Raw genomic sequence first — 21,745 nt, 5'->3', positions numbered from 1 at the left:
TTACGGCGCCAACCGCTCGGTCGCCCACCCGTCGAGAGTGCGGCGGTAGACCAACCGGTCGTGCATCCGACCAGCCCGACCCTGCCAGAACTCGAAGGACTCCGGCGCCACCCGGAAGCCACCCCACTCGTCCGGCGGGGGGATCACCTCGACGTCGGCGAATCGCACCTCGGCATCGTCGTACGCCGCCTGCAACTCGGCGCGGTCGCCCACCGGCGTGGACTGGTGCGAGGCCCAGGCGCCCAACTGGGCCGGCCGCGGGCGAGCGGCGAAGTAGTCGGCCACGTCGTCACGCGACAACACCGACGCCGAGCCTTCGATCCGGACCTGTCGCTCCAACGGGTGCCAGGGGAACAACAACGAACAGGCTGGGGTCGCGGTCAGGTCACGGCCCTTCCGGGACTGCAGGTTGGTGAAGAACACGAAGCCGGCGTTGTCGTATCCCTTGAGCAGCACCATCCGCGCCGACGGCTGACCGGCCGCGGAGACGGTGGCGATCACCATCGCGTTCGGCTCGGTGAGCTCGGCGGCAATCGCGTCCGCGAGCCAACGTCGAAACATCTCGAACGGGTCGGCGGCCAGATCGCTCTCGTCCAGGCCACCTCGTGCGTAGTCGGCGCGCAGCGCGGCCCAGTCCGGACGAGCGTCGTCGTGCGCCATACCGGCACCCTAGACGTGAACCCAGCCGGATCAGCGACCGGACCACACGTGCGCCCGTTGCGGCCGCGGGGCAGAATGACCCGGATGGCTGCGCGATCCGCAGCTGATCCTCGCGCAACCGAAGGAGTCTCATGACCGCCCCAGATCTCGCGACCACACCCAATGTCTCGAGGCCCGAAGGAGGCCTCGGATGACGGAGGTGCAGCACGGTCTGGAGGGGGTCGTCGCGTTTGCGACGGAGATCGCGGAGCCGGACAAGGAAGGCTCCGCACTGCGCTACCGCGGGGTCGACATCGAGGAGCTGGTCGGCCGAGTTCCCTTCGAGAAGGTCTGGGGTCTCCTCGTCGACGGCAGCTATGACCCCGGCCTGCCGCCGGCCGAGCCCTACAACATCGCCATCCACACCGGGGACGTGCGTGCCGACGTCCAGGCCAGTGTGGCGATGCTCGCCCCGATGCTCGGGATGGGGCAGACCTACGACATCAGCGACGAGCAGGCCCGGCTCGACCTCTCTCGGGTGGCGGTGATGGTGCTGTCGTACGCCGCCCAGGCCGCCCGTGGGCTCGGCAAGCCGGTGGTGGCGCAGCGCGTCGTCGACGAGGGCGACTCCCTGGCGGAGAAGTTCTTGATCCGCTGGCGCGGTGAGGCCGACCCCAGGCATGTCCGAGCGATCGATGCCTATTGGAGCTCGGCCGCCGAGCACGGCATGAACGCCTCCACCTTCACGGCCCGGGTGATCACCTCGACCGGCGCCGACGTGGCCGCCGCGTTCTCCGGAGCCATCGGCGCGATGAGCGGGCCGCTGCACGGCGGTGCGCCGTCCCGGGTGCTGGGCATGATCCAGGAGGTCGAGCGGCGCGGCGATGCGACGTCGTACGTCAAAGAGCTGCTCGACAAGGGCGAGCGGCTGATGGGCTTCGGCCACCGGGTCTACCGGGCCGAGGACCCGCGCGCCCGGGTGCTCCGCAGGACGGCCCGCGAGCTCGGCGCACCCCGCTACGAGGTGGCCGAAGCGTTGGAGAAGGCGGCCTTGGAGGAGCTGCGGGCGCGGCGTCCGGATCGGGTGCTGGAGACCAACGTCGAGTTCTGGGCCGCGATCGTGCTGGACTTCGCCCAGGTCCCCGGGAACATGTTCACCTCGATGTTCACCTGCGCCCGCGCCGCCGGTTGGTCGGCGCACATCTTGGAGCAGAAGCGCACCGGTCGGCTGATCCGGCCGTCGGCGATCTACATCGGCCCGGAGCCGCGGCCCGCCTCGACCATCGAAGGCTGGGACTCTGCCTGGGCGGCGAACTGACGCCTTAGGACGTGCCGCTCACCCGCAACCTCGTTGGCGTCACCCGGGATGCCAGAATGGGCCCGCCGACAATGTCGTCGGGTGCCCGCCCTCGACGCCTGTGAAAGGTCTCCCATGAGTGCCGACGTCCCGGCCATCGCCATCCCCGCCGACCTGCTGCCCGCTGACGGCCGCTTCGGCGCGGGCCCGGCCAAGATCGACCCCGCCCACCTGAGCGCGCTCGCCGCGACCGGCACCTCGTTGATGGGGACCTCCCACCGACAGGCTCCGGTCAGGAACCTGGTCGGGAAGGTGCGAGCTGGTCTTGCCGAGTTGTTCGCGCTGCCCGAGGGCTACGAGGTCGTGCTCGGCAACGGTGGCGCCACCGCGTTCTGGGATATCGCGACCTACGGGCTGATCCGGGAGAAGAGCCAGCATCTGTCCTTCGGGGAGTTCTCCGCGAAGTTTGCGAAGGCCGCGGCCACAGCGCCGTGGCTAGCCGAACCGAGCGTGATCAGCGCCGAGCCCGGCAGCCGGCCGGTCTCCGTCGCGGAGGACGGTGTCGACGCCTACGCCTGGGCGCACAACGAGACCTCCACCGCGGTGATGACCGACGTGGTCCGACCCGCGGACACCGGGGACGCGCTCGTGCTGATCGACGCCACCTCCGGCGCCGGCGGACTGCCGGTCGACGTGAGCCAGACCGACACCTACTACTTCGCGCCGCAGAAGTGCTTCGCCTCCGACGGCGGCCTCTGGATCGCGCTGATGTCGCCCGCGGCGCTGGACCGCGCCGCCGAGATCGCCGCCTCCGATCGGCACATTCCCGCGTTCTTCGACCTGCCGACCGCGATCGACAACTCCCGGAAGAACCAGACCTACAACACCCCGTCGGTGGCCACTCTCTTCTTGATGTCCGAGCAACTGGACTGGATGCTCGCGAAGGGTGGCCTGAAGGGCATGGTGGAGCGCACCACGGCCTCCTCCGACACGCTCTACGGCTGGGCCGAGCGGACGTCGTACACCACGCCGTACGTCCCCGACCCCGCCGCCCGCTCGCTGGTGATCGGCACCATCGACTTCGACGAGGCGGTGAACGCCGACACCGTCGCGGCGGTGTTGCGCGCCAACGGAGTGGTCGACACCGAGCCCTACCGCAAGCTCGGCCGCAACCAGCTCCGGATCGCGATGTACCCCGCCATCGACCCCGCCGACGTCGCCGCCCTGACCACCTGCATCGACTACGTCGTCGAACGCCTCTGACCGGCCGCCTGTGGACAAAACTGAGATACTACGGTCCCGATTGGCTGCTCCTACGGCGGAAAACAGCCAGTCGGGACCGTACTATCTCGAAACGCCGTCCACCCGAGCCTGGATGGCGTCGTGGGTGGCAGCGTCGAAGGCGACCAGACGAGCCTCCTCGACGAGGCTCTCGGTGGTGAGCAGGGTGTCGACGGCGGCGGCGATGGCGTCCTGCTTGGGCCATCCGTAGACCCCTGCGGAGACCAGCGGGAAGGCGACCCGGCGGGCGCCGAGCTCGTCTGCGACGGCTAGGGCACCGGTGTAGCAGGAGACGAGCAGGGAGCGGTCGGTCTCACCTCGGGTGTAGTTCGGTCCCACCACGTGGATCACCCAGCGCGCGGGCAAATCCCCGGCCGTGGTCCAGCCGGCCGCGCCAGTAGCCAGGCCTCGTGGGAAGCGACGGATGCAGTCCTCCAACACCGTCCGCCCACCGCGTCGATGGATCGCGCCGTCCACACCGCCTCCGCCGCGCATCGCGCGGTTCGCGGCGTTCACCACCGCATCCACTGACTGCTCGGTGATGTCACCGTGGACGACCGTCAGCTGTCTGGGCATGACGCCATTGTGCCTTCGACTTCATGGTGTCCTCGCCGAGCCGCTTCACCTCGCAGCGGTCAGCCGGACGCCTGCCGGTCGAGCAGCACGCCCAGCCGCGGCGTGATGCCCCACGCCGCGACCAGGTCGTCGTACTCCTCACGCGCGCCGGGATCGACCCGCCCGCGGCGGACGGCACGCAGCATGGTGTTGCGAGGCGTGTGCCTGCTCTCGACGAACTCGACGACGTCCACCCGATAGCCCGCCGCGCGGAGCAGCGACGCGCGCAACGCGTCGGTGAGTGTGTCGGCGAAGCGCTCGCGCAAGATGCCGTCGCGGACGATCGAGGCGTACGGCGTGGGCGCGGTGGCCCGCCGAAGTTGAGCCGCGACGTCGTGGTGGCAACAGGGAGCTGCGAGGATCACCGGCGCCTGCCAGGAGATGGCGCGGGCGAGGGCGTCGTCGGTGGCGGTGTCGCAGGCGTGCAGGGCAAGCACCACCTCCGGGGCCGGAGTCAGCTCCACCTCGGCGATGCTCTCGGCGACGAACCGGATCGGCTGGCCGAGACTCTCGGCCAGCGCGGCGTTCCGGGCCCGGGAGTCCGCCCTCGTGTCGACCCCGGTGAGTGCGACCGGCAGGCCACGAACCTCGGCGAGGAACCGGTGGGCGACGAAGGTGAGGTAGGCGTTGCCGCAGCCCAGGTCGACCACGCGGAGTGGATCCCCCTCGGTCGGCGTCCGCAGGCGCCCCTTGCCGAGCGCGTCGGTCAGCGCCGCGTCGAGCTGCTGGAGGAACTCCTCGACCTGGCGATACTTCGCCTGCCGGGACGGCTTGACCCGACCGTCCCCCGTCGAGAGGCCGAGGGCAACCAGCACGGAGTCCTCGGGAGGCAGCAGGCGGGTCTTGTCTCGGTCGTGGCCACGCTCCACCTCGACCGGCGCCGTCCGCGCCCGGGTGTGCACCCGAGGGCTGCCCTTCTTGCCCACCCGGACCTGATGGGTCGCCTCGACGGTCTCGACGTGCCAGTTGCCGAAGGGCTCGGCGAGCAACTCGTCCACCGCCGTGGCGGCGGCCGAACCGACCAGGTGGTTGCTGGTGTGCGCCTGAGTGTCGTCGTACTTGGTGACCTGCAGATGTCGGCCGGCCTTGAGGTCGACGTAGCGCAGCTCGACGCGGCGCCACTCCGGGCGAGCAGCACGACGGCGCCCCGAGGCCACCGCTCGCAGCAGCCTCGCCTCGTCCAGCAGCCAGGTGCGCACTGCCGCGAACTCCTCCTGCGCCGGCGTGGTCGACGCCGGCAACGGATCCGTCACCGCAACACCGCGGCCAGGATCACCAATGCCAGCAGGAGTCCCAGGGCGACCGGGATGACCAGGCGGCGGTGGCGCGGATTCACCGCGGAAGTGTATCCAGCGAGAGCGCGGCACGAACGACCTCGGTGACCGGCCTCTCTCCCGCGGCGATCTCCGACTCGGGCACCCACGCGACGGCATCAGTGGTGCCGTCGACCTCCATCACCTGGGGCTCAGCGTCGTCAGGCACGGTCGCGGCGAAGAGGAGATGGATGCCGTGATAGTCCTCGAACCGGCCCGACGGCGCGGTCCCGGAGAAGTGCAGGTCGTGCACGTCCAAGAGACCCCCGACCGCGCACGCGACGCCGCACTCCTCTCGCACCTCTCGGGCCAGCGCCTTAGCCGGCGGCTCTCCGTGGTCGATCCCGCCGCCCGGCAGGGTCCACTCGCCGGAGTGGTGGCCGCGCTCGGAGATCCGGGTGAGCAGGATGGCCTCACCGCGTCTGATCACCGCGTAGGCAGCGATCCGTTGGAGCTGGAACGGCTGATGGTCCGAGAGTGCCTCCACGACCAGGGGCACCACGGGGACCTCCCCATCGAGGATCTTGGTCAACGGCTGCCAGGCTGCCTCCACCGTCGATCCGTCGACCTCGACCACTCGCGGCTCCGGGGCATCGGTGGCCACCCAGCCGTCGTAGACCAGCCTCAGCGCGTGAGCATCGACGCGGATCCCGCCCCGCCAGACACCAGGCAAGTGGGCTGAGTAGACCCTGGCCGTCTCGGACACGTCGGCGGTCAGACCGGTCTCTTCGAAGATCTCACGAAGGACGGCCTCGCGCGGGTGCTCTCCGTGTTCGACGCCGCCTCCGGGCAGAGTCCATCGTTCTTCAGCGGAGATGCGGGGCGAGATGCGGCACAGCAACAGGTGTGCGTCGCGCAGGATCACGGCGTACGCCGCGACGCGCTGTTGCTGAGGGAGGCCGGCCACCACCCCAACCTAGCGGGATGGGTGCGCACCACTGTCGACGGATAGCGGACCGCGCGGCGTGAACCCTCATGCTCACGTGGGTTGCGGGCTACCGGACAGGCGGACTGTCGCCACCGGGAAGGAAGCGCCATGCAGCCCGGTCGAGGAGGTATCCCCTCGGCAGAGCCGTCGATCCGATCACGAGCGGACAGCGGGCCCGGTCGATCAGGAGAACGGCGCCCGCGCGTCCCGCGCCTGGGAGTGCCGACCGGCCCAGCGCCACACTCGTGCTGCCCGGTCGCGGTCGGCGTCGGTGACCAGGTTGCCCATCCAGCGCAGGGCCAGCGTCATCAGCCAGTCCGAGCGCATGCCGACCGGCCCGAGTGCCGGTAGCAGCCGCGGGATGGTGACGAGTCCGGCCAGGCGACGCGCGATCGAGAAGCTTCTCCCCGTAATGGTGCCGCAACACCGCAGGCCAGAGCGTGCCCAGGTCGGGCGGGTCGTCGACGAATGTCTCCGCCACCAGCCGACCACCTTCCAGTCCGTAGTCGATGCCTTCACCGTTGAGCGGGTTCACGCACGCGGCCGCATCGCCGATCAGTGCCCAGTTGCGGCCCGCGACCCCGGAGACAGCGCCGCCCATCGGCAACAGCGCCGACGTGCTGGCCCGCAGGTCTCCGGTGAGCGCGAAGTCGTCGCGTCGCTGGGCGGCGTAGTGCTGCATCAACGGACGCAGCGCCACCTCGGCCGGTCGCTTCTGGGTCGCCAGCGTGCCTACCCCGAGATTCACCTCGCCGGTGCCGAGCGGGAAGATCCAGCCGTAGCCGGACAGCACCTCGCCGTCGGTCCCGCGCAGCTCGAGGTGGGAGCTGATCCACGGGTCGTCGCTCATCTCCGAGGCGACGTAGGAGCGGCCGGCGACGCCGTACACCGTGTCGCGGTGCCACTGCCTGCCCAGCATCTTCCCGACCGGCGAGCGGACCCCGTCGGCAACGACCAGTCGGCGGCAGGCCACCTCGAAGAGCCGGCCGTCGCGGAGGAACTCCACGGCAGTGACCCGGTCCCCGTCTCGGCGGACGCTGATCGCGCGGGATCCGTCGAGCCCGGTGGCACCGGCCTTGAGGGCGGTGGTCCGCAGGTGGTCGTCCAGCTCGGTGCGAGCGACGGCCGAGCCCCAATCGGGCAAGGATCCGCCGGGCCAGGGGAGCAACAGCGTCTGACCGAACCCGTGTGCGCGCAGCCCCTGGTTGACGGTGTGGGCGCGCAACCAGTCCTCGAGTCCGAGCCCGATCATCTCCGCGATGGCCCGCGGGGTCAGCCCGTCGCCACAGGTCTTGTCCCGCGGGAAGGTGGCCGCATCGGTGAGCACCACGTCCAGGCCGAGCCGCGCCGCCCAGGCCGCAGCGGCCGATCCTGCCGGACCCGAGCCGACGACTAGTACGTCGGTGCTCAGGTCTCCGCCTCGACCGTGCGGCGCACTCGACTTCGCTGGACCAGCCACCTCGAGATTGTCTCAGCCAGCACCGAGACGGCATATTCCGAGGGGACAGGTCGTCTCGCCTCGAGGCACGTCGGCTCACTTTCCGAATAGGGTCGGCAACCGCGATAGATCTATCTTTCGCGATAGTCGCGCTTGCGCTACTATCTTCGGCGTGGATCCGCGAGGCGAGCTGTTCGACAGCCTGGAGAGCTTCCTGCGGCAGTTGATCGGCATGGTGGAGTCGGAGGGTCTCACCTTCCTGGCGGACATCGAACTTTCCTTCACCCAGGTCCGCACCACGATGCTGCTCGCCTGCTCTGGGCCGTTGCCGATCCGCGCGGTCGCCGACCATCTCGACCTGTCGGTCCACGCCGCAGGTCGCAACATCGACCGCTTGGTGGAGCTCGGGATCCTGGAGCGGCGGGAGAACCCCGACGACCGACGGGTCAAGCTGGTCTCGCTGTCCGTGCCCGGGCTGGAGATGGTCGACCAGCACCTCGCCGCCCGGCGGCGGGCCCTGCGGGCCTTCATCGAGCAACTGCCCGGCGAGCAGGTGGACGCCTTGGCCAGCGCCCTTCGGCCGATCCTTGCCGCCGACTATCTGCACTCACGGCGGCCGGTCCCGACGCTCTAGAGCCTCCTTGCGCTCCCCTCACCCGCGCACTTCACATCCCACCAGCCTCAGACCAGAGAGAAGAGAGAACTATGTCCAGCACGACCGATCCGAGCGGGGCGCCGCCTGGCGGCCAGCTCGCCGATGACGACGACAAGATCACTCCGGCCATCCTCAAGGTCGCCGGCGTGGTGGTGCTCGGCTCGATCATGGCGATCCTCGACACCACGGTCGTGAATGTCGCCCTGCCGACGTTCCAGACCGAGTTCAACGTCGACGAGTACTCCACCGTCGCGTGGGCGATCACCGGCTACACGCTGGCTCTGGCCGCCATCATCCCGGTCACCGGGTGGGCGGCCGATCGATTCGGGACCAAGCGCCTCTACATGATGGCGCTGACCCTGTTCACCCTCGGCTCGGTGCTCTGCGCCACCGCCTGGAGCATCCAGTCACTGGTTGCCTTCCGGGTCCTGCAGGGCCTCGGCGGTGGCATGCTGATGCCCCTCGGCATGACCATCATGACCAAGGCGGCCGGACCCCACCGGATGGGCCGGTTGATGGCGATCCTCGGCATTCCGATGCTGCTCGGCCCGATCCTGGGCCCGATCATCGGCGGCTGGCTGATCGACTCCGTCTCCTGGCACTGGATCTTCCTGATCAACCTGCCGCTCGGTGCCATCGCCATCGCCTACGCGTTCTTCGCCTTGGCACCGGACGCCCCGGAGCCGAGCGAGAGCTTCGACGTGATCGGGATGCTGCTGATGTCGCCCGGCCTCGCACTCTTCCTTTACGGCGTCTCGTCCATCCCCGGGGAAGGCACCATCGCCGCCACGAAGGTTCTTGTGCCCGGGCTCCTCGGCGCCGCGTTGATCATCGGCTTCGTCTTCTGGGCGTTCCGTCCGGAGCACCCGCTGCTCGACCTGCGGCTCTTCAAGGACCGCAACCTGACCGTGGCAACGGTGGTCATGTTCATGTTCGCCGGCGCGTTCTTCGGCGCCCTGCTGCTGGTGCCGACCTACTTCCAGCAGGTGCGCGGTGAGAGCGTCCTGAAGGCCGGCCTCCTGGTCGCGCCCCAGGGTCTCGGCGCGATGGTGACCATGCCGATCGCCGGCGCCCTCACCGACCGACTGCCCGTCGGCCGCATCGTCCCGTTCGGTTTCATCGGCATCCTCCTCGGCATCTCCGGGCTCGCGCTGAGCACCGACCCGGGCACGCCCTACTGGCACATCATCGCCTGCCTCTTCGTGATGGGGCTCGGCATGGGCGCCACGATGATGCCGATCTTCACCTCGGCGTTGAAGACGCTGCGCACGCACCAGGTAGCCCGCGGCTCGACCCTGATCAACGTCATCCAGCAGGTGGCCGCCTCGGTCGGTGTCGCCGTGATCTCGGTCATCCTGACCAACCGGGAGAACGCCTCCGAGGCGGTCCGGGCGGCGCGCTCACTCGCCGAGGCACAGGGTGCCGGCATCCAGCCACCGGACTGGGCCGTGGCGGTCATGCATCAGCTCGGCGACGCCTTCCAGGCGACCGCACTGTCCGACCTTGCGGGCGCCTTCAGCACCGCCTTCTGGGCGGCCGCCGCCGTGCTGGTGGTCACCTTGATCCCGGTGGCCATGCTCCCCCGCAAGCACGAGGAGTCGCACCTGCTCGACGACGAGGCCGGCTCACCCGGCCCGAGGGTGATGCACTGAGTTCGGAGACAGTACGGTCCCGATTGGCTGCCCTGAGCCAGGACTGTGGACAGCACCACGGTGGAACCGCGCGTTGGCGGGTTGCTGGTCGCTAGTGGTGGCGACCGACAGGGGCAGCCACGCCGGGGTGAGCACCGCCCGTGGCTGGGGTTCGTTGCCGGGTTGCTGGCGCTTGCCCCGGCTTCGCGGTGCGGCCGGTGGGCGTCTGCTGCGGTCTTCTTGCGTCTCCTGCTCCTTTGTGGGTGCTGAGTGCCCGGTCTACTGGACACTCAGCACCCACAACAGCGCACCAGACGGGCCGGCATGCAGCCGAAGGCGACGGCCCACCTTCTCGCATAGCTGCTCTGTCGGCGAGCACCCCAGGCGACCAGCACCCCGGCCGCGGCCCCTCTCCACGGATCCAACCTAAGGCCGCACGAAGTCCAGCCAATCGGGACCGTACTATCGCCCCAACGCCGGCGACGAGGCCTCTGCCGACGTCGACTGGGTGGCGAGACTCAGTGGGCAGGCCGCCGATACGGCTTGTGGCTGAGCAGGTGGACCTTGTGCTTGCGGCAGCCGGTGGTCGGATGCTTGACGTACTGCGAGTGCGTCTCGTTGGGCAGATAGACCCGGAAGCCGTCGACGTGCGCCGGGCGGCACAGCTTGCGTGGATAGTTCTGCGCCACCGTCTCTTGGATCGGGCTGACCAGGCGCTGCCCGGGCTGCACGACAAGGCTGCGCACGTGCCCGGGGTCCCGGTCGGCTGGGGCGCCGATCTGGGTCCCGTCTCCGTCGCCGACATAGGACACCCCGCCGTAGCCGCCGGTGCGGCAGGCATGGTCGGAGATGTTCTTGATGGCGATCACGCCGTACCGATGACCCATCCCGGCACCACGGCCATGGTAGCTGATCGCCATGTCCGAGCTGATGCAGGCGGCGACTTCTGCGTGACCAGAGGTCGGGCTCGCGCTGGCCACCGCTGGTCCCGCCAGCAGACCGGCGCCTAGCGCCATCGCCGCTGAGGCAGCTGACCAGCACGCTCGTCGTGAGAGATTCATGGTTCCCCCTTCGCGGGGCTCCTTCGGCCCCTCTTGAGGAGAGCCTCGACGGCCCCGTGAAGTTGCGGCCGCCGCCTGAGAATCCGCGAAGAACACAGCACTGCGGGCCGACCCCGGGAGGGGCCGGCCCGCAGCGGACGAGCGTCAGCTCAGTTCTGGTAGGACCCGAAGTCGAAGTCGTCCAGAGCAACGGCCTGAGCCGCGCCGGCGGGACCGAACTCGTAGTCGTAGGAGTCGTACCCGGTGACGGAGTACGCCGCCGCGCGAGCCTCCTCGGTCGGCTCCACCCGGATGTTGCGGTAGCGCTCCAGGCCGGTGCCGGCGGGGATCAGCTTGCCGATGATCACGTTCTCCTTCAGCCCCAGCAGGGAGTCGGAGCGACCGTGGATCGCGGCGTCGGTGAGCACCCGAGTGGTCTCCTGGAAGGAGGCCGCCGAGAGCCAGGACTCCGTGGCCAGCGAGGCCTTGGTGATGCCCATCAACTCCGCACGACCCGAGGCCGGCTTGCCGCCCTCGGAGACCACTCGCCGGTTCTCCTCCTCGAAGAGGGTCCGGTCGACCAGATCGGACGGCAGCAGGTTGGTGTCACCCGACTCGATGACCGTCACCCGGCGCAGCATCTGTCGGACGATGATCTCGATGTGCTTGTCGTGGATCGACACACCCTGGCTGCGGTAGACCGCCTGAACCTCGTCGACCAGGTGCTGCTGGGCCCGACGCACGCCGAGGATCCGCAGCACCTCCTTCGGGTCGGGCGTGCCGACCGTCAGCTGCTGGCCGACCTCGATGTGGTCGCCGTCGTGGACCAGCATCCGAGAGCGCCGCGAGACGGGGTACTCCTGGACATCGGAGCCGTCGTCGGGAGTGATGATGACCTTGCGGGCCTTGTCGGTCTCCTCGATGGTGACCCGACCGGTGACCTCCGAGATCGGCGACAGGCCCTTGGGCTGCCGGGCCTCGAAGAGCTCCACCACACGGGGCAGACCCTGGGTGATGTCGTCGGCCGAGGCCACACCACCGGTGTGGAAGGTCCGCATGGTCAGCTGGGTGCCGGGCTCACCGATCGACTGGGCGGCGATGATGCCGACCGCCTCACCGATGTCGACGAGCTTGCCGGTCGCCAGGGAGCGGCCGTAGCACTTCGCGCAGGTGCCGGTGCGAGCATCGCAAGCCAGCACGGAGCGGACCTTGACCTCCTCGATGCCGGCCTCGACCAGCTCACCGATCTTGATGTCGCCGAGGTCCTCGCCGGCCACCGCCAGCACCTCGCCGGTCTCGGGGTGGAGGATGTCCACCGCCGAGGTCCGGGCATACGCCGCGGTCTCGGCGTTGTCGTCCTTGCGGACCACGCCGTCCTCGCCCCGCACGCCGATCCGCTTGGGCAGGCCACGCTCGGTGCCGCAGTCCTCCTCACGGATGATGACGTCCTGCGAGACGTCGACCAGGCGCCGGGTGAGGTAGCCCGAGTCGGCGGTGCGCAGGGCGGTGTCGGCCAGACCCTTGCGGGCACCGTGGGTCGAGATGAAGTACTCGACCACGGACAGGCCGTCGCGGAAGTTCGACTTGATCGGCCGCGGGATGATGTCGCCCTTCGGGTTGGCCACCAGGCCACGCATGGCCGCCACCTGGCGGATCTGCATCATGTTTCCGCTGGCCCCGGAGTCGACCATCATGTAGATCGGGTTGCTCCGGTCGAAGGTCGACTCCATCGCCTTGGCGACGTCGTTGGAGGCTTGTGTCCAGATCTCGATGAGCTCCTGCCGCCGCTCGTCGTCGGTCACCAGACCGCGCTCGAACTGCTGCTGGACCTTGGCCGCCTGGGCCTCGTAGCCCTCCAGGATTGTCCACTTCTCCGGCGGCGTCACGACGTCGTCGATGGAGACGGTCACGCCCGAGCGGGTGGCCCAGTGGAAGCCGGCATCCTTGAGTGCGTCCAAGGACGCGGCCACCTCGATCTTGGTGTAGCGCTCCGCCAGGTCGTTGACGATGGCACCGAGCTGCCGCTTGCCCACCTCGAAGTTCACGAAGGGGTAGTCGGCCGGCAGCGCCTCGTTGAACAACGCCCGCCCGAGCGTGGTGTCCAAGGTGAGCGAGTCGCCCTCGACCTCCATGTCTACGGGGGGTACGACGGCCGCGCCGAACCGGATCTTCACCCGGCTCTGCAGCGCGACCTCGCCACGGTCGAAGGCCATGATCGCCTCGGCGACCGAGGAGAACGCCCGGCCCTCGCCCAGCTCACCCTCACGGTCGGTGGTGAGGAAGAACAGGCCGATGATCATGTCCTGGGTGGGCATGGTGACCGGTCGACCGTCGGACGGCTTGAGGATGTTGTTGGTCGACAGCATCAGGATCCGGGCCTCGGCCTGCGCCTCCGCCGACAGCGGCAGGTGGACCGCCATCTGGTCGCCGTCGAAGTCGGCGTTGAAGGCGGTGCAGACCAGCGGGTGGATCTGGATGGCCTTGCCCTCGATCAGCTGCGGCTCGAAGGCCTGGATGCCGAGTCGGTGCAGGGTAGGTGCGCGGTTGAGGAGCACCGGGTGCTCGGTGATGACCTCTTCCAGGACGTCCCACACCACGGCGTACCGGGACTGGCCGGACGTGGCGCGCTCGACCATCCGCTTGGCGGACTTGATGTTCTGGCTGTGCGAGAGGTCGACCAGCCGCTTCATCACGAAGGGCTTGAACAGCTCCAGCGCCATCTGCTTGGGCAGACCGCACTGGTGCAGCTTCAACTGCGGGCCGGAGACGATCACCGAGCGACCGGAGTAGTCGACGCGCTTGCCGAGCAGGTTCTGCCGGAAGCGACCCTGCTTGCCCTTGAGCATGTCCGAGAGCGACTTCAGCGGGCGGTTGCCCGGCCCGGTGACGGGACGGCCACGGCGACCGTTGTCGAACAGCGAGTCGACGGCCTCCTGCAACATCCGCTTCTCGTTGTTGACGATGATCTCGGGGGCGCCGAGGTCGAGCAGTCGCTTCAACCGGTTGTTGCGGTTGATCACGCGGCGGTACAGGTCGTTGAGGTCGGAGGTCGCGAAGCGGCCACCGTCCAACTGCACCATCGGGCGCAGGTCCGGCGGGATCACCGGGACGGCGTCGAGCACCATGCCCTGCGGCTTGTTGCCGGTCTTGCGGAAGGCGTCGACGACCTTGAGACGCTTGAGGGCGCGGACCTTGCGCTGGCCCTTGCCGGTCGCGATGGTCTCGCGCAGCGACTCGACCTCGGCCTCGATGTCGAAGGACTCCAGGCGCTTCTGGATCGCGGTCGCGCCCATGTAGCCCTCGAAGTACTTGCCGAACCAGGTCTTCATCTCCCGATAGAGCATCTCGTCGCCCATCAGGTCCTGGACCTTCAGCGACTTGAAGGTCTCCCAGACCTCGGCCAGGCGGTCGATCTCGCGCTGGGCGCGGTCGCGGACCTGCTTCATCTCACGCTCGGCACCGTCGCGGACCTTGCGCTTGGCGTCGGCCTTGGCTCCCTCGGCCTCGAGGGTCGCCAGGTCCTCCTCGAGCTTCTGGCTGCGCTCGGCGATGGCCTGGTCGCGCCGCTTCTCGAGGCGCTCGCGCTCCATGCCGACCTTGCCCTCGAGCGAGGACAGGTCGCGATGGCGAGCGTCCTCGTCGACGTGGGTGATCATGTACGCCGCGAAGTAGATGACCTTCTCGAGGTCCTTCGGCGCCAGGTCGAGCAGGTAGCCGAGGCGGCTCGGCACACCCTTGAAGTACCAGATGTGGGTCACCGGCGCGGCCAGCTCGATGTGGCCCATCCGCTCACGGCGGACCTTGGACCGGGTCACCTCGACGCCGCAGCGCTCGCAGATGATGCCCTTGAAGCGGACGCGCTTGTACTTGCCGCAGTAGCACTCCCAGTCCCGGGTAGGACCGAAGATCTTCTCGCAGAAGAGGCCGTCACGCTCGGGCTTGAGCGTGCGGTAGTTGATGGTTTCCGGCTTCTTGACCTCGCCGTGGCTCCAGGTGCGGATGTCTTCCGCAGTGGCCAGGCCGATCTGAAGCTGGTCGAAGAAGTTCACATCGAGCACGGTGGCTGCATTCCTTCGTTAGTTTTTCGAAACATGAGGCTTGTGGACTGATCCCCCGACTGCGGCCCCCGCCGCAGGATCGGAGTCCCGGCGAAGTCTCCGAGCGAGAGCGCCGAAGACTTCGCCGAGGGCGATCAGACTTCTTCGACGGACGACGGCTCGCGGCGGGACAGGTCGATGCCGAGCTCTTCGGCGGCGCGGAACACGTCCTCCTCGGAGTCCTTCATCTCGATGGCAGTGCCGTCCTTGGAGAGCACCTCCACGTTGAGGCAGAGGGACTGCATCTCCTTGACCAGCACCTTGAACGACTCGGGAATGCCGGAGTCGGGGATGTTCTCGCCCTTGACGATCGCCTCGTAGACCTTGACCCGGCCGGGGACGTCGTCGGACTTGATGGTCAACAGCTCCTGCAGGGCGTAGGCGGCGCCGTACGCCTCCATCGCCCAGACCTCCATCTCGCCGAACCGCTGGCCGCCGAACTGGGCCTTTCCGCCCAGCGGCTGCTGGGTGATCATCGAGTAGGGCCCGGTCGAGCGCGCGTGGATCTTGTCGTCGACGAGGTGGTGGAGCTTGAGGATGTACATGTAGCCCACCGACACCGGGTCGGGGAACGGCTCGCCGGAGCGACCGTCGAAGAGGTCGGCCTTGCCGTTCTCCCCCACGACCCGCACGCCGTCCCGGTTGGGCAGCGTCGCGCCGAGCAGGCCGGTGATCTCGTCCTCCTTGGCGCCGTCGAAGACCGGCGTAGCGACCAGAGTGTCGGGGTCGGCCTTGTCCGCACCGATCTCGATCAGCCGCTTCTTCCAATCCGTCGACCCCTTCTCCCCGTGGAGGTTGAGGTCCCAGCCCTGCTTGGCCAGCCAGCCGAGGTGCAGCTCGAGGATCTGGCCGATGTTCATGCGTCGCGGCACGCCCAGTGGGTTGAGGATCACGTCGACCGGGGTGCCGTCCTCCATGAACGGCATATCCTCGATCGGCAGGATCTTGGCGATCACGCCCTTGTTGCCGTGGCGGCCGGCGAGCTTGTCACCGACCGAGATCTTCCGCTTCTGGGCGACGTAGACGCGCACCAGTTGGTTGACACCCGGGGGCAGCTCGTCGCCGTCCTCGCGGTTGAACTCGCGGACACCGATGACCGTGCCGGACTCGCCGTGCGGCACCTTCATCGAGGTGTCGCGGACCTCGCGGGCCTTCTCGCCGAAGATCGCGCGCAGCAGCCGCTCCTCCGGGGTCAGCTCGGTCTCACCCTTGGGGGTCACCTTGCCGACCAGGATGTCGCCGTTGGTCACCTCGGCGCCGACCCGGATGATGCCGCGCTCGTCGAGGTCGGCGAGCAGGTCGTCGCCGACGTTCGGGATATCGCGGGTGATCTCCTCCGGACCGAGCTTGGTGTCGCGAGCGTCGACCTCGTGCTCCTCGATGTGGATCGAGGTGAGGATGTCCTCTTGCACCAGGCGCTGGCTGAGGATGATGGCGTCCTCGTAGTTGTGTCCCTGCCACGGCATGAACGCCACGAGTAGGTTGGTGCCCAGCGCCATCTCGGCGTCGTCGGTGCACGGCCCGTCGGCGATCGGCGAGCCGACCTCGACCCGGTCGCCCTCGGCGACCAGCGGGCGCTGGTTGATGCAGGTGCCCTGGTTCGAGCGGCGGAACTTCTGCAGCCTGTACGCCGAGTAGGTGCCGTCGTCGTTGGTCGTCTCGACCAGGTCGGCGGACACCTCGCGGATCACGCCGGCCTTCTCGGCGGTGACGACGTCACCTGCGTCGACGGCGGCGCGATACTCGATGCCGGTGCCAACCAGCGGGGCGTCGCTGGAGATCAGCGGCACCGCCTGACGCTGCATGTTCGCGCCCATCAGGGCCCGGTTGGCGTCGTCGTGCTCGAGGAACGGGATCAGCGCCGTGGCCACCGAGACCATCTGGCGTGGCGAGACGTCGACGTAGTCGACCTCGTTCGCCAGCACCTCGGAGACCTCTCCGGCCCGCTGGCGGACCAGGACGCGCTCCTCGACGAACCGGCCGGCGCTGTCGATCGCCGCGTTGGCCTGGGCGATGACGTAGCGGTCCTCGTCGTCGGCGGTGAGGTAGTCGATCCGGGTGGTGACCTTGCCCTTCTCGACCTTGCGGTAGGGCGTCTCGACGAAACCGAACGGGTTGATCCGACCGTAGGAGGCCAGCGACCCGATCAGACCGATGTTGGGACCCTCGGGAGTCTCGATCGGGCACATCCGGCCGTAGTGGCTGGGGTGCACGTCCCGGACCTCCATGCCGGCCCGGTCACGAGACAGTCCACCAGGGCCGAGCGCGGAGAGACGCCGCTTGTGGGTCAGCCCGGCGATCGGGTTGGTCTGGTCCATGAACTGGCTCAGCTGGGAGGTGCCGAAGAACTCCTTCAGCGCCGCCACGACCGGTCGGATGTTGATCAGCGACTGCGGCGTGATGGCCTCGACGTCCTGGGTGGTCATCCGCTCGCGCACCACCCGCTCCATCCGGGCCAGGCCGGTGCGCAGCTGGTTCTGGATCAGCTCGCCCACCGTGCGCAGACGACGGTTGCCGAAGTGGTCGATGTCGTCGGCGACCAGCTCGACGGTGCCCTGCGGGGTGTCGAGCTCGGTCTGACCGTCGTGCAGCGCGACGATGAACCGGATCGCTGCCACGATGTCGTTGATGGTCAACGTCTGCTGGTCGAACGCTTCGTTCAGACCCAGCTTCTTGTTGATCTTGTAGCGGCCGACCTTGGCCAGGTCGTAGCGCTTGGGGTTGAAGTAGTAGTTGTTGAGCAGCGTCTGGGCTGCCTCCCGCGTCGGGGGCTCACCGGGCCGCAGCTTGCGGTAGATGTCGAGCAGCGCGTCGTCCTCACCCTGGGTGTGGTCCTTCTCCAAGGTGAGCATCATGGATTCGTACTGGCCGAACTCCTCGCGGATCTGCTCGTTGGTCCAGCCGAGGGCCTTGAGCAGCACCGTGACGTTCTGCTTGCGCTTGCGGTCCAGACGCACGCCGACCATGTCGCGCTTGTCGATCTCGAACTCCAGCCAGGCACCGCGGCTGGGGATCAGCTTGGTGGTGTAGATGTCCTTGTCGGAGGTCTTGTCGGCGGTGCGCTCGAAGTAGACGCCGGGTGAGCGGACCAGCTGGGAGACCACCACGCGCTCGGTGCCGTTGATGATGAAGGTGCCCTTCGGGGTCATCAGGGGGAAGTCGCCCATGAAGACCGTCTGGCCCTTGATCTCACCGGTCTCGTTGTTGGTGAACTCGGCGGAGACGTAGAGCGGGGCGGAGTAGGTGAAGTCCTTCTCCTTGCACTCGTCGACGGAGTACTTGGGGTCGTAGAAGACCGGGTTCTCGAACGAGAGCGACATCGTCTCGGAGAAGTCCTCGATCGGGGAGATCTCCTCGAAGATCTCCTGGAGTCCGGACTTGCGGGAGACGTCCTCGCCGGCGGCGAGTCGGTTCTCGACCGACTGGTGCCACTTCTCGTTGCCGACCAGCCAGTCGAAACTGTCGGTCTGGAGAGAGAGGAGCTGGGGAACCTCGAGCGGTTCGTGGATCTTTGCGAAAGAAATGCGGCGTGGGTGACCAGAGGTGCTGCGCGCGGCCAAGAGGTGTCCTTCGAAGGGTCGCTCTGGGAGAGGCACCCGCTCACCACCGAACAACCACCGGGCAGGCCGAAGGGCATTTGAGAGAGGGCGCGAACGCCTAGTCTAACCCAGAACGCGGGCACGACTCAACACCGGAGTCAAGCCTCTCAGCGAAATCTCAGCCCAACCTCGACTGGGAGATCTCGACGACCTGCCGGATGGAAGAGAATCATGCGCGGTCAAACGCCTCAGGTCAAGCGGTTCGGCGGCGCGTCCCCTCCATGACGGCCGCCGAGACCGTCGTCAAGACACGGCCGCGTCGGCAGTCTCCAGCGCCCGATCGATGATCTCCAGGCCCCGGTGGGCGTCCTCGTCGGAGATGTTCAGCGGCGGCACCACGTGGATCCGGTTGTAGTTCGCGAACGGCAGCAGGCCGTCGGACTTCATCGCTGCGACGACGGCATTCATCGCGTCCGAGCTGGCGCCGTACGGCGCGAGCGGCTCCCGGGTGGCCGGGTCCCTGACCAACTCGATCGCCCAGAAGGCGCCCATCCCGCGGACCTCGCCCACCGAGGGGTGCGCCTCGGCGATCTTGGCCAACCCGGGCCCGAAGATCTCGACACCGAGCCGGGCGGCGTTCTCGACGATCTGCTCCTCTCGCATCGTCTCGATGGTGGCCACCGCGGCGCCACATGCCAGCGGATGTCCGGAGTAGGTCAGCCCACCGGGATAGACCCGGTCGTCAAAGGTGGCCGCGATGGCGTCGTCGATGATCACTCCGCCCAGCGGGACGTAGCCGGAGTTGACGCCCTTGGCGAAGGTGATCAGGTCGGGGACCACATCGCCGTGCTCGAAGCCGAACCAGCGACCGCTGCGGCCGAAGCCGGCCATCACCTCGTCGGCGATGTAGACGATGCCGTGCTTGTCGCACAGCTCACGGACACCGGCCAGATAGCCGGGCGGCGGCGGCATGATCCCGGCCGTCCCCGGGATGCTCTCGAGGATGACCGCGGCGATGTTGCCCGGGCCTTCCAGGGCGATCACCTGCTCGAGGTGCGCCAACGCGCGGTCGCACTCCTCTTCCTCCGTGGTGGCATTGAAGGCGCTGCGGTAGAGGAACGGCCCGAAGAAGTGGACGGTCCCGGCACTGCCGTTGTCGCTGGCCCAACGGCGGGGGTCGCCGGTCACGTTGACCGCGAGGTGGGTGCCCCCGTGATAGGAGCGGTAGCAAGAGAGCACCTTGGTCCGGCCGGTGTGCAGCCGCGCCATTCGGATCGCGTGCTCGACGGCGTCCGCGCCACCGTTGGTGAAGAAGACCTTCTCCAACCCGTCGGGCGCCTGCTCGGCGATCAGTCGCGCCGCCTCGGAGCGGGACTCGACGGCCGTGCCGGGCGCCATCGTGCAGAGCGCGGCAGCCTGGCGCTGGATCGCCTCGATCACCTTGGGGTGCTGGTGTCCGATATTGGTGTAGACCAACTGCGAGGAGAAGTCGAGATAGTCCTTGCCGTCGCCGTCCCAGACCCGCGACCCCTCGGCTCTGGTCACCACCATCGGCTTGATCTGCGCCTGCGCAGACCAGGAGTGGAAGACGTGCTGACGGTCCAGCTCATAGATGCGACTCGGGTCCATGCGAGCCAGAGTAGTGGGTGTCACCTCCGACGACATCCACCAACGACCGAGGGCGGCCACCCGGAACCGGGTGGCCGCCCTCGGCGGTGTGCAGGTGTGGCCGGATCAGCAGCCCGGGTGGGCCGCTCCGGCCATCGTCAGCCCAACAATCATCAGTTCAGCAGAGGGTCACTTGAGGGTGACCGAGGCGCCAGCGCCCTCGAGTGCCTCCTTGGCCTTCTCGGCGGCGTCCTTGTCGACGCCCTCCAAGACGGCCTTGGGTGCGGCCTCGACCAGGTCCTTGGCCTCCTTCAGACCCAGGGAGGTCAGCGCGCGCACCTCCTTGATGACGTTGATCTTCTTGTCGCCGGCGGCGTCGAGGATCACGTCGAAGGAGTCCTGCTCGGCAGCGCCGCCGTCGGCGGCGGCCTCGCCACCCGCGGCGGGGGCGCCGGCAGCGGCAACGGCAACAGGGGCAGCGGCAGTGACGCCGAAGGTGTCCTCGAACTGCTTGACGAACTCGCTCAGCTCGATGAGGGTCATCTCCTTGAACGCGTCGAGCAGCTCGTCGGTGGTGAGCTTCGCCATGATGGCGGTTCCTTCCGTTCGGTGGCCCGTCGCGGTGCTGCGATCGGACCGGGGTTTCTCAGGTGGTGGGTACGTCGGCCTGGGCTCAGGCCTCGGTCGGCTCCGCGGCGTCTTCGGCAGCGGCCTCGGTCGACTCCTCTGCAGGAGCCTCCTCGGCGGCGGCCTCGGCAGCCTCGGGAGCTTCCTCGGCAGGGGCATCGGCCGCAGCCTCCGCCTCCGGAGCGGGCTCGTCGGCAGCGGCCTGGTCATCTGCGACCGGGGCCGCCGGCGTACCGGCACCACCTGCGAGGATCGATGGGTCGCTCTCGGCCTTGGCCTGCAGGGCGCCGACCACGCGGGCGGCCTGCGACAGCGGGGCGTTGAGCAGGTAGACGGCCTGGGACAGCGAGGCGAGCATCGCGCCCGCCAGCTTGCCCAGCAGCACCTCACGCGACTCGAGGTCGGCCAGCTTGGCGACCTCCGCAGCGTCGAGGGGCTTGCCGTCGAGGTAACCGCCCTTGATCACGAGGGCGGGGTTCGCCTTGGCAAAGTCACGCAGACCCTTGGCCGCCTCGACGACGTCGCCCTTGATGAAGGCGATCGCGGTCGGTCCGGTCAGCAGGTCGTCGACACCCTCGACGCCGGCTTCCCTGGCGGCGAGCTTGGTCAGCGTGTTCTTGACCACGGCGTAGTTGGCGTTCTCACCCAGGGCGCGCCGCAGGTCCTGCAGCTGCTTGACGGTGAGCCCGCGGTACTCGGTCAGCACAGCACCGGCGGCATCGTTGAACGACTCAGCGATCTCCGCGACGGCTGCTGCCTTGTCTGGCCGCGCCATGGGGTCTCCCTTCGGGGCTCCGCGAGACCCCCGGCATCGAGCTCCACGACGACGAACGCCCCGGGCGCAGGCCCAGGGCGTGGGAGGGATCCGGTCGCCGGGCGGCTGCCCTGGCGTGGTCCTCTGGCTCTGTCACCTGCGCTGGCCGTCCGCTCTCACGGAACCTTCGACCGGATCGTGCGACCCGGCCACCGGCGGTCTCTGGTTTCGAGGCGTCACTCTACGGCTCCCGTGTCTGGCCTCCAAATCCCTGGCGCTGGGC

15 protein-coding genes are annotated in these 21,745 nt (G+C 68.5%); 4 read left to right on the top strand and 11 right to left on the bottom strand.

The window, feature by feature from the left end:
* Nucleotides 1-660, bottom strand: coding sequence for a pyridoxamine 5'-phosphate oxidase (pdxH, locus tag QM714_RS15900; RefSeq protein WP_415102287.1), 660 nt, complete (start codon nt 658-660; stop codon nt 1-3).
* A 190-nt stretch (nt 661-850) separates the two neighbouring features.
* Between pdxH and QM714_RS15895 the strand changes: the two genes are divergently transcribed.
* Nucleotides 851-1,957, top strand: coding sequence for a citrate synthase 2 (locus QM714_RS15895; protein ID WP_415102285.1), 1,107 nt, complete (start codon nt 851-853; stop codon nt 1,955-1,957).
* Between the two features lie 114 nt (nt 1,958-2,071).
* Nucleotides 2,072-3,199 carry a phosphoserine transaminase gene (gene serC / locus QM714_RS15890; RefSeq protein ID WP_415102283.1) on the top strand — a complete coding sequence of 376 codons (1,128 nt, stop codon included), beginning with the start codon at nt 2,072-2,074 and terminating at the stop codon, nt 3,197-3,199.
* Nucleotides 3,200-3,280: 81 nt separating this feature from the next.
* On the opposite strand, the gene QM714_RS15885 is transcribed toward serC, so the two are convergent.
* The 4 genes from QM714_RS15885 to QM714_RS15870 form a co-directional block, all read right to left on the bottom strand.
* Nucleotides 3,281-3,793, bottom strand: coding sequence for a macro domain-containing protein (locus QM714_RS15885; RefSeq protein WP_415102281.1), 513 nt, complete (start codon nt 3,791-3,793; stop codon nt 3,281-3,283).
* Nucleotides 3,794-3,852: 59 nt separating this feature from the next.
* Nucleotides 3,853-5,085 carry a class I SAM-dependent methyltransferase gene (locus QM714_RS15880; protein ID WP_415102279.1) on the bottom strand — a complete coding sequence of 411 codons (1,233 nt, stop codon included), beginning with the start codon at nt 5,083-5,085 and terminating at the stop codon, nt 3,853-3,855.
* A 79-nt stretch (nt 5,086-5,164) separates the two neighbouring features.
* Nucleotides 5,165-6,052: an NUDIX hydrolase gene (locus QM714_RS15875; RefSeq protein ID WP_415102277.1), complete on the bottom strand. Its 888-nt coding sequence runs from the start codon at nt 6,050-6,052 to the stop codon at nt 5,165-5,167.
* An 88-nt stretch (nt 6,053-6,140) separates the two neighbouring features.
* Entirely contained in the window at nt 6,141-7,532 is a 1,392-nt protein-coding gene (locus QM714_RS15870; protein WP_415102275.1) for a geranylgeranyl reductase family protein, read from the bottom strand.
* A gap of 151 nt (nt 7,533-7,683) precedes the next feature.
* Here QM714_RS15870 and QM714_RS15865 point away from each other — a divergent pair, with 151 nt between their 5' ends.
* Entirely contained in the window at nt 7,684-8,145 is a 462-nt protein-coding gene (locus QM714_RS15865; protein ID WP_415102273.1) for a MarR family winged helix-turn-helix transcriptional regulator, read from the top strand.
* 71 nt (nt 8,146-8,216) lie between these two features.
* Nucleotides 8,217-9,818 (top strand): DHA2 family efflux MFS transporter permease subunit, encoded by a 1,602-nt coding sequence (locus QM714_RS15860; RefSeq protein WP_415102271.1) that lies wholly within the window; start codon nt 8,217-8,219, stop codon nt 9,816-9,818.
* A 497-nt stretch (nt 9,819-10,315) separates the two neighbouring features.
* Here QM714_RS15860 and QM714_RS15855 read toward each other — a convergent pair whose 3' ends face one another.
* The 6 genes from QM714_RS15855 to rplJ all read right to left on the bottom strand — a co-directional run bounded on the left by QM714_RS15855 (nt 10,316) and on the right by rplJ (nt 21,483).
* The gene (locus QM714_RS15855; protein WP_415103048.1) at nt 10,316-10,813 is read right to left on the bottom strand and encodes a DUF4232 domain-containing protein; all 498 of its coding nucleotides are present in this window, start codon (nt 10,811-10,813) and stop codon (nt 10,316-10,318) included.
* Nucleotides 10,814-11,007: 194 nt separating this feature from the next.
* A complete protein-coding gene (locus QM714_RS15850) occupies nt 11,008-14,895 on the bottom strand; it encodes a DNA-directed RNA polymerase subunit beta' (RefSeq protein WP_415102269.1) in 3,888 nt (1,295 codons plus the stop codon).
* A 134-nt stretch (nt 14,896-15,029) separates the two neighbouring features.
* Entirely contained in the window at nt 15,030-18,494 is a 3,465-nt protein-coding gene (gene rpoB / locus QM714_RS15845; protein WP_415102267.1) for a DNA-directed RNA polymerase subunit beta, read from the bottom strand.
* A gap of 282 nt (nt 18,495-18,776) precedes the next feature.
* Entirely contained in the window at nt 18,777-20,102 is a 1,326-nt protein-coding gene (locus QM714_RS15840; RefSeq protein WP_415102265.1) for an aspartate aminotransferase family protein, read from the bottom strand.
* 168 nt (nt 20,103-20,270) lie between these two features.
* The gene (gene rplL, locus QM714_RS15835) at nt 20,271-20,669 is read right to left on the bottom strand and encodes a 50S ribosomal protein L7/L12 (RefSeq protein WP_415102263.1); all 399 of its coding nucleotides are present in this window, start codon (nt 20,667-20,669) and stop codon (nt 20,271-20,273) included.
* Between the two features lie 85 nt (nt 20,670-20,754).
* Complete coding sequence (gene rplJ, locus QM714_RS15830; protein WP_415102261.1) at nt 20,755-21,483, bottom strand: 50S ribosomal protein L10; 729 nt, start codon at nt 21,481-21,483, stop codon at nt 20,755-20,757.
* Between the last annotated feature and the right edge of the window lie 262 nt (nt 21,484-21,745).

Source organism: Nocardioides sp., from assembly GCF_047602075.1.
GTDB lineage: Bacteria > Actinomycetota > Actinomycetes > Propionibacteriales > Nocardioidaceae > Nocardioides.
This window is presented reverse-complemented; position numbering and strand designations above follow the sequence as displayed.